The sequence below is a fragment of the Arthrobacter sp. SRS-W-1-2016 genome (assembly GCF_002009585.1).
GTDB classification, from domain to species: Bacteria; Actinomycetota; Actinomycetes; order Actinomycetales; family Micrococcaceae; genus Arthrobacter; species Arthrobacter bambusae_A.
In genome coordinates this window covers 40,635-52,478 of record NZ_MTPV01000022.1, presented here as the reverse complement: position 1 = coordinate 52,478, position 11,844 = coordinate 40,635, and the positions used below count along the sequence as shown (strand labels likewise).

Sequence of the window (11,844 nt, the reverse complement as noted above, 5' to 3'; positions counted from 1 at the left end):
TGGAAGGGATCGATCCAAGCGACATTCTTGCGAATCAGGAGATCCACCATGACTCTTCCCAAAGGTTTGACTTCCGGCATCTGGCTGCTCGACATGGCCCACAGCGAGATCGGCTTTAGTGTCCGGCACGCCGGCATCAGCAAAGTCCGCGGACGCTTCACTGACGCGAGCGCCGAGGCCCGCGTCCGCGAGTCGTTGGCCGACGCTTCGCTCCACGCAACGGTCAAGACCGCGAGCTTCGACTCCGGCGACGCCAACCGTGACGCCCACGTCCGCGGCGCCGACTTTTTCGACGTCGAGAAGTTCCCGGAGATGACCTTCCGGGCCACCAGCGTAGAGGGCGACGGCGATGACTACACTCTGACGGGCGACCTCACCATCCGCGGGATCACCAAGCCGGTGGAGCTGGAAGTTGAGTTCACCGGCGTCGCGGTTGATCCTTTCGGCGCGACGCGCGCCGGGTTCTCCGCCGAAACCGAGATCAGCCGGAAGGACTTCGGACTGACGTGGAACGCCGCTCTGGAGACCGGCGGTTTCCTGGTGAGCGACAAGGTGAAGATCAACCTCGAGGCTGCCCTCGTGAAGCAGGCCGAGCCCGCCGCAGCCGAGTAGTCAGCGGCCGAGTAGGCAAGAGGTAGCTGGCCGGCCGCTCAACTCGCCGTGTAGGAGTTGAGCGGCCGGCCGGTGCCGCCATACGTGAGGTCCAAGACGAGAAGGCCTTTTTGTTCCAGGACGCTGAGGTAACGCTGCGCCGTCGGGCGGCTGACCCCAAGCTGTCCGGCGATTTCAGCGGCGCTGACGGGGCCCCCGGCGGCGCGGACGGCGTCGAGCGCTTTCTGCATGGTGGGCTGCAGCCGCGGCGCCGGAGCCGCGGGCCTGACCCCGGCGGAACGCGCGTTGTAGAGGCTATCAATGGTGGCTTGATCGGCAGTTGAAGCGGAATCCAGCTCCTGCCGCCAGTTCCGGTACGCCTCCAATTGCGTGCGGAGCCGGTCAAAGCTGAACGGCTTGACCATGTAATAGACCGCGCCGCTGGTCATCGCTGACTTGACGGTGGCCAGGTCCTGGGCCGCGGTAATGACGATGCAGTCGACGTCGGTTCCGGCCGCCTGCAGGGACCGCAGCATCGAGATCCCGTCCTCGTCCGGCAGGTGTACATCCAGCAAGAGCAAGTCCGGGTTGAGGCGCGCTATCGCCTCCCGCGCGGCTGCGCCGCTGTACACCTGACCGACACATTCGAAACCATCAACTCTGGCCACGCGGGCAGCGTGGATTCCGGCGACCCGGAAATCGTCGTCGACGACCAATGTCCTAATCAAGGTTTGGACTCCTTTCCATGTCCGCGCCGGTACGGGCGTTCCGGTAGTTGAAGCGACGGCAGAAAACGCACAAAACGTGCATTTTTGCGGCTAAGGCGCACAACTTACTGAAGACTTCTGGCCCGGATGCTCCCTTCCTAAGCTTGACACAGTTGCCGTGATCCACATCACGAATTCAAGGAAATCCCAATGAAGGGACTCCAAAGACAGAGAGGTCTTAGCGTTATGAATGCTATCCACCCCAACCGGCCGCCCGGGGCCCCCGAGAGGACTGAGGACGCCGCGGGCATCGACATCGTCGGGTTGACCAAGCGTTACCTCACTCCCAAGAACGAGACATTCACTGCCATCCGCGATGTGACGTTGAGGGTCGAACCCGGCCAGTTCTGCGCGATCGTCGGACCGACGGGCTGCGGCAAGTCGACCACCCTGGCCCAGGTCTCCGGCCTGGAACGGCCGAGCGCCGGCTCGGTGCGGGTCCACGACCAGCTGGTTGACGGCATCACCAATGGCGTCAGTTACATGTTCCAAGCAGACGCGCTCTTCCCGTGGAAGACCGTTCTCGGAAACGTTTTGATCGGCCCGGTCCTGCTCGGGACGCCGAAGAAGGAAGCCACCTTGCTCGCAAGGGACTGGCTGCGCCGCGTGGGCCTGGCCGGCTTCGAGGACCGTTATCCGCATCAGTTGTCCGGCGGCATGCGCAAGCGCGTCGCCATGGCGGCGGCGCTGATCAACAACCCGCGGATTCTCTTGATGGATGAGCCGTTCGGCGCCCTCGACGTGCAGACCAAGGCCATCATGCAGAATGAGCTGCTGGCGCTCTGGGAAGAACTGCGCCCCTCTGTCCTGTTCATCACGCACGACCTCGACGAAGCCGTGGCGCTCGCCGACAAGGTGGTCATCATGACCAGCAGCCCGGGAACCATCAAGGATGTCTTCGACATCGATCTGCCCCGGCCGCGTGGAGATGTCCAGAAGATCCGGCACGAGGAGCGATTCCTGGAGCTGCAGGGCCAGATCTGGGAGTCCTTGAAGGACGAAGTCACCCGCGCTTACAAGCAGTCAGCGGGTGTAGCAGCATGACAACTACAATCAGTAGAGGTGCTCCCGTGCAAGAGCAAGAGAAAGCACAAGCGAGTGAGCTTAAGGTTTCCGCCCGGCGTGCCATGAATCGTCGCACCACGTGGGTTTGGGCTGGCCGTGCCATTCTCGCGTTCGTTGTGATCGGTGGCTGGCAGTGGTTCACCACGGAGGGCTGGGTGGACAAGTTCTTCTTCGGCCAGCCGACCGAAATCTGGAACAGCCTGGTCAAGCTCTTCACCGAGGGCACGGCATTCGGCACCATTTGGGAAAACCTCTGGGTCACCATGCAGGAAGCGATCTACGGCTTCTTGCTCGGCACGCTCGTCGGCGTCGTGCTCGGGATCCTTTTGGGCTCGAACAAGTACCTGTCGGAAGTTGTCGGCCCGTACATCCGGATCGTGAACTCCATCCCCAGAATCGTGCTCGGCTCGATCTTCATCGTGGCATTCGGCCTCGGCGTCTTCCCGAAGGTGCTGCTCGCAGCGGTCCTGGTCTTCTTCGTCGTCTTCTTCAACGCCTTCCAAGGCGTCCGTGAAGTGGACCAGAACCTGGTCGGAAACGTCCGAGTCCTGGGTGCATCGCCGCTTCAGGTGGCGATCCACGTGACCATTCCCTCGGCTATGACCTGGATCATCGCCAGCTTGCACACGGCATTCGGCTTCGCGATCATCGGTGCGCTTGTTGCTGAAGTGCTCGGTGCCCAGCAGGGAATCGGCCTGATCATCAGCCAGGCACAGGGAACCTTCGACCCCAACACGGTCTTCGCTTGCATGGTGATCATCGCAGTCATCACGCTCGGCGCGGAATACCTCATCGCCCTGCTAGAGCACACCCTGCTCAAGTGGCGGCCACCAAACCGTTCCGAAGCCCAGGCGATCTGACGCTCGCCGTCTTGCACTCCACTTACCCAACGCTCGAATCCTCACAATAGAAGGAAAAGCACAACCATGATGAAGAACAAGATCTACGCCGTCGGCGCTGCCGGAGTGATCGCACTGAGCCTCGCGGCTTGCGGCACCAGCTCCGCAAGCAGCAGCACTGCAAGCGGCGGTGCTTCGGCGGACGCCGCCTCGATGCCCACCGTGAAGATGATGGTTGGCGGCATCGACAAGCAGATCTACCTGCCGTACCAGCTCGCAGAGCAGCTCGGTTACTACCAGAAGTACGGCGTGAAGGTGGAGCTCTCCACCGAGCAGCAGGGTGGCGTTGGCGCCGAAGACGCGATGGCATCGGGGCAGGTGGACATGGCCGGTGCCTGGTACGTCCACACTGTCGACTTCCAGTCCAAGGGCAAGAACGTCATCAACCTCGTACAGCTCTCGAGCGCCCCGGGCGAACGCATCATGTGCAGCCCCAAGGCGAACGTGAAGACGGGTGCGGACCTCAAGGGCAAGACCGTCGGCGTTACCGACCTCGGCTCGGGAACCGATGAGCTCACCCAGTTCATCGCCGCGAAGGCCGGCCTCGCCAAGACTGACTACCACACGATCGCCGTCGGCGCCGGATCAACCGCCATCGCGGCCATCCAGCGCGGCTCCGCTGACTGCGTCATGACCACCCAGCCCACGGTCGGGGCCCTCGAGAGCAAGAACCTCGCCACTTCCGCGATTGACCTCGCCACCACTGAGGGTGCCACCGCAGCACTTGGCGGCACCCTGCCGTCGGCCGGCCTCCTCGCCCAGTCTGACTGGGTCAAGACCCACGAAGACGCAGCCCAGAAGGTTGTCAACGCCCTCGTCGACACGATGCACTGGATCAGCACCCACTCCGCCCAGGACATCGCCGACAAGCTGCCCCAGTCCTTCGTCCAGAACAGCACCATCTCCAAGGACCAGTACGTCGCAGCGCTGAACCAGGACAAGGGCCAGTTCCTCCCGGACGGCATCATGCCCGCCGGCGGCCCGAAGACCATCTTCGACGAAGAGAAGACCATCGGCGTTGACACCTCCAAGGTCAACATCCCCGACACCTTCACCCAGAAGTACGCCCAGGCCGCACTCAAGCTTGAGGGCTACACCGCTACCACCACCCCTGCCGGCAACGACGGCTAATCTCATCGCTGTATAGCTAGCCCCCTGACAATCGGCCTGCGTGGTAATCCACGCAGGCCGATTGTTTTGTTTGTGGGTGCTTTTCTAGGCGGGGCGCAAAACTTCGACGGCGGTAGGGCCCGCTCGATCTATGGCCAGGGGGTCAGAGCTGCCGCGTACTGCTTCGATCCCTTGTTTGCCACTCCTCGGAGCTAAAGAACTTTTCCAGCTCCAGGCCTGCATTCTCCGAGACACGTACGTCGTCATCCGTCATGTCAAACACGGGAAGATAGCCTTTTTGTTTCGCCAATTCGTTCGCTATGGCGAGTGCTGACTTATCCTCGGTGGACACGGATTCGCCGTTGATTATTCGCTCCGCAATGTGCTCGCACCCGGAAATTTGCAGTATGACCATGAGATCGAAGTTTCTTAGCTCATGCTCATGCCAGATGCTCTTCAGTTGAAGAGGTCCGATGGTGCTGCTGTCCCCGGCTCTGCTTTCTTGGCTAGTCATGGGATCACTTCTTCGAGCAGAACCGATTTCCTTACGAGGCGCATGTTCATCTCCGTGGCAGGGGGCATTCCAAAACCGGACGATCGGTCTGTTTAAAGTAGGCCAGAACGCTTTCGATGGTCAACCCTTGGCCAACAGCCTGAACGCACGGTAAAGGGTTTCCGTCTCGGAAATCTCCAGGTGAGCATGGCGTGGTCAGCGCGGCACACCGAACCAAGGTTTGAATGTATCCGAGTCGCTGGAGCATAGGGGATTGGCTGCCGGAATTTCCAGACGACGCTACCTCCCGGACATCACCGCGACGGTGCTCAGTGGTGGGTTGTGAGGGGCCGGTGAACCAGCCGAGCTGACGGCTCATGGCGGTGGTGATGCCGGGTCTGAGTGCCGTGGTGTTTGGGTTGGTGTGGGCTTGCCGGAGACAAGGTACGGCAACGGGTTCCCTGCTTATATATCCTTGGCGACCATCCTTCGACCGCGATTTCCAGCGACCTGATGCGATCGCCGTTGAATGGCCAACGCCCGTTTGTCACAGTTCCGCCCCATTGAGTGGCCGAGAGGGCGTTTTTGAGTAAGTAAAACGTGAAAACTGAGTAATGACGGTGTTGTCAATTGAGTATTTAATGGACAGCTTTAAAAGAGTCTTGAGGAATGTTCCTTTGACTCTTGCTTTGCCGGTCGGAAGCGATCTAAACTTTCTCTCAAATCGGTTCCCGCGCCGATTCGATTCAAGGAAAATTACCTACGCTGGCCGATGCTCGCGCGCCTCTTAATACTTCCCCGAGTCTGAATGTATCAATGTTGTGCGTCGGACTAATCAAAACGAGCTAAATGGATTATTGAATATCGGGTCAGTTGACCTTGCTCTCGAGATAAATCATGTACATGCGAGGAGGAAAGTTTGTTCAAAACGTCAGCCCTTTTGATTAGTTCCGCTTTGATGCTCTTTGGGGCGGCTCCCGCGATAGGTTCTACGCCTCGCGCTCCACAACCGCTGGCGTCAGTCGAGGTCGCTTCACTCGCAAAAAGTAACTACCTGAGCATCAATGTGACTTGCAAGAGGAGTGGTGAGATTGCTTGGAATGGATCCTTCCAAGCAAATGCAAACACCACCTATAACGTCTACTCCATGGTTTCGGGCGGGGGCTTGGGAGAATACGACTGGCAGTACATGGGCGTATCGTCCACGGGGGGTCTCGGCATCGGCAGTACCAACACCTACTTCTACTATGTCGACAGCCCAACTTCCGCTACGGTAGAGGTCAAGATCGCTGGGATGACAACAAGCAAGACAGTGAGGTGCACCTAATGAGCGCAACTCGAGTCCCTATTGAGTCGTCCAACTACAGGCCTGGCGAGCCCTTGCGAGCGTGGACTAGCGGCGAGCCGATCGCACCCTTCGATGCCGAGCTAATCATTCAGGAATCAAATTCATTCAAATCCGTCAGTAGAATTATCAAGGGCGTTGAACTTGCGGATTCTGATTTGATCGCTTTCGGGAAACTCAATTCAATTTGCGTTCTTCGATGGTATGAACCCATGATCAGCCTTGTGAGAGAGCCCGCGATTGCCCCCGAAGTCGCCGAATTTCTCAAAAGGTCGATGCCTGGTCTTTGCGAGTAGGCCTATTATCAGGCGAGCTTCATTCATACTATGATGGGCTGCGCCTTCAATTGTCGCCAATAGCGAAGCGACACATCTAGCGCAAACCGGTCAAATAACCTTGGAGGGCCGCGATGGTTCCAATGATGCCAAGAAGGCGGCGCGTTAGCGTGGCGGCGATTGGCTTTTGGCTTCGCTGGATCTGTCGGCCTGTTCAGCAGCAGCGAACGTCGCGGCTACACCGACCACCGTAGATGAAGGGCGGGGCATCGCTGAGGCAATTGCCGGCAAAGCCGGGTGCGGGTCTTTCGAGGACTACAATCTGAACGGACACCCGGGCCGGTGGTCGTTCACTTGCCAAATGAACGACGCCAGCTTTGAAATCATCGTCTACGGTTCACTCAACGCGAGAACCGAGCATGAAACCCAATTGAGCGATGCCGGTTGGCAATACTGGTCTCAAGACTCGTACACAATAGTCTCTGCCTTTAAAACCACGACTCCGGCAACAAGCCGGAGTCTGGAGCCCTTCAAGGAGGCCTTGGACCACTCGAAGACGCAATCCGGATAAGCAAAGGTGGTCTCTACCCTGCGAAGCCCGCTACTCCGGTGGACGCTTGGCCTTAGGTGTCGATGCTGGCCATGTTGGGGTAGCGGTCTCCGGCCGTCGACCCAGCCGGGGCCAGTTCGTCCAGGCGCTTCAGGTCCTCTTCGGAGAGTACGACGGCGGTGGCCCCCAGGTTCTCTGCCAGGCGTTCGCGCTTCTTGGTGCCGGGGATCGGGACGATGTGCTCGCCCTGTGCCAGCAGCCAGGCGAGGGCCAGCTGCCCCGGGGTGCATTGCTTCTGGTCGGCGAGTTCTTTCACCCGGTCCACCAGTTCCAGGTTGCGCTTGAAGTTGTCGCCTTGGAACCTAGGGGAGTGCCGACGGAAATCATTCTCGGCAAAGTCTTCCTCGGAGCGAATTTGCCCGGTCAGGAACCCTCGGCCGAGGGGACTGTAGGGAACGAACCCAATGCCTAGCTCCTCCAGGACCGGGAAGACCTTCGTTTCCGGTTCCCGTTCCCAGAGGGAGTACTCGGTCTGCAAAGCGGTGATGGGATGCACTGCGTGGGCGCGGCGGATGGTGTCCGGTGCGGCCTCGGAAAGTCCCAGGTGCCGGACTTTTCCAGCCTGGACCAGTTCGGCCATGGCGCCGACCGTGTCTTCGATGGGGACGGTCTTGTCCACCCTGTGCTGGTAGTACAGGTCGATGTGGTCCACACCGAGGCGCTGCAGGCTGGCGTCGCATGCGGAGCGGACGTACTCGGGCTTGCCATTGACACCCACAAAGGAGCCGTCGTCGCGCCGTTCGTTTCCGAACTTCGTGGCCAGCACGACGTCCTCACGACGGCCGGCGATGGCCTTGCCCACCAGCTTTTCGTTGGTGAACGGCCCATACATGTCGGCGGTATCCAACAGGCTGCCGCCGGCGTCGAGGAAGGCGCTGATGGTGGCGAGGGATTCGCGGTCGTCCCCTTCGCCGTAGAACTCACTCATGCCCATGCAGCCGAGGCCGAGGGCAGAAACGGTCAGTGAACCAAGCGTGCGGTTTTCCATGGGGTTCTCTCCTTGTAGGTGGCAGAACGTGCTGGACGGCAGGACGGTGCTCAGAGAGGGGTGCGGGTAGGGCCACTATAGGCAGGTTGGGGGAAGAGGGACAACGTGGGGAGTGGAGAGCGGAAAAGCTACGGACTGCTAACTACGGATTGGCCGAACAGTTCTGCATCGAGTTGGTCGAGGGCTTCGGGATACCCGGCCACGTCGATGGTCCCGTACGTGGTCTCGAGTGAGACCACTCGGATACCTGGGCCGAAGTTGGCTGTCGCGAAATCCGACAGTTCCAAGTGCCCGCGGTCCGCGGGAATTCGGCCATTCACGAGGAAAGTAGCTGGATGGACCCAGGATCCGTCCCGAGACTCATTTGTCACGAAGTCAACAAGTGGGGCGCGAACCGAAACCAGGCCCCGCACCCAGCCGTTGGCTACGCCTCCGGGCAATGGTTCGGGCGAACGAATCCAGAATTCCGTCCACCCGCGCCGTCGCCAATGCTTGAATCTGAGTCGGTTAATCACGCCGGCTACCGCTGACCCAACCACCCATGTGGCCACCAAAATGATAAAGAACATGGGAAGGGAGTTGGGTTTTTCCCAGCCGAGCGACAGCAAGACGATCGAAGCAAAAGCCGCGCTAAAGGCATATCCAAGGCCGATCGTCAGCAGACGTTTGATCTTCGCTTGCTTCCCGGTCATGCCACACTATAGGCCCGGGTCCTGCCCGTTGTCCCAGAGATGGAATCACGGGTGCCGATGTCCTAAACGGGCCGCCGGACCGCGGCGGAAAGTAAATTGGTGTTGGAACACGACGTGCCGTCCGGCTAAATCAACCGCCAAGGGAAGCAGGAAAAGGGAAATGAGCGAAACCGCGCTGCGTGCTGCGTGCTGCGAACGTCAATCTGATGGTGGCGCAATGACGGCCCGGCTGCGGGTGTGTCTGCCCGATCAGAAACTTCTGGACGCCCTGGAACCTTCCGCCGACGTCGAGTTCGTGGTGTGGGACCTGACTGGCCCAGCGCCGGCTGACAGTTTCGACCTGCTGGTGCCGCCCTACATGGGCAGGCCAGACGCGCTTGCGGCGCTGGATGGCGTGACGGTCCGGTTGGTGCAGAGCCAGTCGATCGGGTACGACGGCGTCGCCGACATCTTGCCGTCAGGTTGCGCTTTCGCGAACGCGGCAGGAGTCCATGAGCCGTCGACGGCGGAACTTGCCTTGGGATGATGATCGCCAGCCAGCGCGGGATTCCGGAGTTTGTGCGTAATCAGGAGTCCGGAACATGGGCCAACGGTCAGCGCCCCAGTTTGGCGGACCGCAAGGTTCTCCTGGTCGGCTACGGGGGAGTGGGGAAGGCCATTGGAGCCAGGCTGTTGCCGTTCGAAACGCTGGTGATGCGGATGGCAAGCCGCGAACGGGACGATGAACATGGCCGGATCTACGGCATCGATTCACTGTACGAACAATTGCCGTTGAACGAGATCGTGGTGGTCAGCGTACCTCTGTCCGAGCAAACCCGTGGGCTGGTTGATGCCCGGTTCCTCGCGGCTATGCCGGACGGAGCGTTATTGGTGAACGTGGCGCGGGGTGCTGTGGTGGACACTAACGCCTTACTTCGGGAGACGTCTTCTGGGCGGTTACGCGCTGCTTTGGATGTGACGGACCCGGAGCCATTGCCGGCCGACCATCCTTTATGGACGGCCCCCGGTGTGCTGATCACGCCCCATGTTGGCGGGGCAAGCTCGGCGATGTTCCCCCGGATGGTCCGGCTGATCCGGAAGCAGATCTCGTTGCTGCTCGCCGGGGAGGCACCGGTGAACGTGGTGCTGGGGAAGGAAGCGGTGGCTGGGTAGCGGGCTAAGAGGGAGTTGGCGTTGCGGCTGGTGACGGCGCCCCTTGTTCGGGCGTGTCGTCACCCTAGCTGTCCTTCAGCGTCGGCCGCCACGCCTCCGCACGTGCCAGGGCAAGCTTCAGCTCCCGGCCGCCCGCCTCTTCCAGTAGCGCCAAGTCACCCACCACGACGAGCAGGCTCCGTGCCCGGGACAATCCCACATAGAGCTGCTCGGCCGCCCGGTCCATGTCCTTGAAGCCGTTGACGCATAAGACCACAACGGATCGTTCCAGCCCTTTGAAGCCGAGCACATGACCATAGAATTCAGCTTCCCCTGCGTGGAATTCGCACCAGTAGTCTTCGGTGGCCCCGCGTTCGTAGAAGTCGAGATGCACCGGATGACGCTCTTTGGTGGTGAGGAGCGCGATTTGGTTGTTGGTCCACCCCTCGGCGATGAGCGAGTCTACGCAGTCTCCGGCGACGTCGAGAGCCTCGTTTGTGGGGCAATCCACTAGCCTGACGGGTAAGCCCGTGCTGCCGCGAGGCGTGAAGTGCTCTCCGGCGAAGGGCTTGAAGGTTTCGGCGATCTTTCGGGTGTTTCGGAGGTTGTCATCAATGTGGATGGGCACAAAACTTGCCGTGGGCCCATGAGTCAGGTCCGCCGTCGCGCCTCCCCACCTGCGGTAGACGTCCTGGCGGTCATCCATGAACGCGAAGACCTCACCGCCGTCGGGGTCCTTAGTACAGGCCAGCAGCGCTTCCCACCACAGCGGGGCAAAGTCTTGCGCTTCATCGACGACGACGGCGTCCAGCCGCTCGTGCTGCTCCAGCCCGGCCGCGAGTTCTTTGAGGAGCCGCGGCATCTCCTCGTCGAAGTAGGCCTGCCCGGAACCGTCAGGAACGCCAAGCCCGCGCACGTATTCGTGGAATTCGCCGGTGAAGACGGGCTTGGCTTGACGCCAAGTGGAAACCCGGTCCTGCAGGTATTGTCCGAGGCCCTTGTTGTAGCAGAAGAGACCGACGCGCTTGCCCTGTTTGCTGAGCAGGCGGGCCTTCTCCACTGCCAGCCAGGTCTTCCCGCTGCCCGCACCACCGGTAAACCGGATCCGAGGGAGTGATCGTGTTGCTTGGAGCAACACTGCCTGACGTTCGGTGAGGTGGTCTTGCGCGTCTTCATCCTCTTTGGGATTGCGGGAGGTCCCGACGACGGTGTCCAAGTCTCCGCTCAGCTGACGGACGATGCGTTCCAGGAAGGCCGGGGCCAATGGGGAGGCCCCGCCACCTTCGTTCTCTATTGCCCGCCGCACCAGTTCGGCGGGGGACTGGTTGTCGGTCTGGTCAAGGATGAGCGAGCGGGCGCAGCCAGCCATAGCCCAGTCGTGGGGTACGCCCGTGTAGGGCAGGCTCACCATGTATGCGCAGCGGCTGCTCAGCCGTGAACCAAGTTGTTTCTCGAGCCAGTTCTTGAAGGCGTGCAGGGAGCTCTGCGACTGCGCGACGGGACTCTGGATCTTGTGTTTTCCGTTTCGATCGGACTGATACCACTGCCCATTGGCAATGGTAACCTGTCCGCCTTTGACCTCGATGGCCGCTATCCCGACATTAGGCCAGAGGACGAGCATGTCGATCTCGTGCTCGGCCCGGCCGTCGCGCACCTGGACCGAGTGGGCCAGGACTGCGTCGTCGGGGAGACTCTTCTGCAGGGCGTCCCAGACAGCTTTCTCGGCCAGCTGACCGTCGCCGAATTCCGGTTCCTCCGGTATGCACGTCATAGCTGCTCCCACCCTGACTGACCGTCCTTCCTGTCTTTCGCTGATCCAAACGTTAGCCAGCGGACGGCTTCCTCGCTGAAGCGACACCAACGCGTCTCGTCAAGCCC

At 60.7% G+C, this 11,844-nt stretch carries 9 protein-coding genes and 1 pseudogene; 5 read left to right on the top strand and 5 right to left on the bottom strand.

Going from position 1 to position 11,844, the window contains the following annotated elements; translation table 11 throughout:
• The first annotated feature begins 48 nt into the window (after positions 1 to 48).
• Positions 49 to 612: a YceI family protein gene (locus BMF89_RS05660; protein WP_078106102.1), complete on the top strand. Its 564-nt coding sequence runs from the start codon at positions 49 to 51 to the stop codon at positions 610 to 612.
• Between the two features lie 38 nt (positions 613 to 650).
• Here the strand turns inward: BMF89_RS05660 and BMF89_RS05655 are convergent, their stop codons facing one another.
• Complete coding sequence (locus tag BMF89_RS05655; RefSeq protein WP_078106101.1) at positions 651 to 1,319, bottom strand: response regulator; 669 nt, start codon at positions 1,317 to 1,319, stop codon at positions 651 to 653.
• Between the two features lie 225 nt (positions 1,320 to 1,544).
• Between BMF89_RS05655 and BMF89_RS05650 the strand changes: the two genes are divergently transcribed.
• From BMF89_RS05650 to BMF89_RS05640, 3 genes are all read left to right on the top strand, one after another.
• Positions 1,545 to 2,402, top strand: a complete 858-nt coding sequence (locus BMF89_RS05650; protein WP_078106100.1) for an ABC transporter ATP-binding protein — start codon at positions 1,545 to 1,547, stop codon at positions 2,400 to 2,402.
• A gap of 26 nt (positions 2,403 to 2,428) precedes the next feature.
• Positions 2,429 to 3,283, top strand: coding sequence for an ABC transporter permease (locus tag BMF89_RS05645; RefSeq protein WP_216353788.1), 855 nt, complete (start codon positions 2,429 to 2,431; stop codon positions 3,281 to 3,283).
• 66 nt (positions 3,284 to 3,349) lie between these two features.
• The gene (locus tag BMF89_RS05640) at positions 3,350 to 4,453 is read left to right on the top strand and encodes an ABC transporter substrate-binding protein (RefSeq protein WP_216353787.1); all 1,104 of its coding nucleotides are present in this window, start codon (positions 3,350 to 3,352) and stop codon (positions 4,451 to 4,453) included.
• 142 nt (positions 4,454 to 4,595) lie between these two features.
• Here the strand turns inward: BMF89_RS05640 and BMF89_RS05635 are convergent, their stop codons facing one another.
• The 3 genes from BMF89_RS05635 to BMF89_RS05615 all read right to left on the bottom strand — a co-directional run bounded on the left by BMF89_RS05635 (position 4,596) and on the right by BMF89_RS05615 (position 8,835).
• Positions 4,596 to 4,946, bottom strand: coding sequence for a hypothetical protein (locus tag BMF89_RS05635; protein ID WP_078106098.1), 351 nt, complete (start codon positions 4,944 to 4,946; stop codon positions 4,596 to 4,598).
• 2,222 nt (positions 4,947 to 7,168) lie between these two features.
• Positions 7,169 to 8,143, bottom strand: coding sequence for an aldo/keto reductase (locus tag BMF89_RS05620; protein WP_078106095.1), 975 nt, complete (start codon positions 8,141 to 8,143; stop codon positions 7,169 to 7,171).
• Between the two features lie 128 nt (positions 8,144 to 8,271).
• Positions 8,272 to 8,835 carry a hypothetical protein gene (locus tag BMF89_RS05615; protein WP_078106094.1) on the bottom strand — a complete coding sequence of 188 codons (564 nt, stop codon included), beginning with the start codon at positions 8,833 to 8,835 and terminating at the stop codon, positions 8,272 to 8,274.
• A gap of 217 nt (positions 8,836 to 9,052) precedes the next feature.
• Between BMF89_RS05615 and BMF89_RS05610 the strand changes: the two are divergent.
• Positions 9,053 to 9,987 (top strand): annotated as a pseudogene (locus tag BMF89_RS05610) (2-hydroxyacid dehydrogenase).
• 64 nt (positions 9,988 to 10,051) lie between these two features.
• Here BMF89_RS05610 and BMF89_RS05605 read toward each other — a convergent pair.
• Positions 10,052 to 11,737 carry an NERD domain-containing protein gene (locus BMF89_RS05605; RefSeq protein WP_078106093.1) on the bottom strand — a complete coding sequence of 562 codons (1,686 nt, stop codon included), beginning with the start codon at positions 11,735 to 11,737 and terminating at the stop codon, positions 10,052 to 10,054.
• Between the last annotated feature and the right edge of the window lie 107 nt (positions 11,738 to 11,844).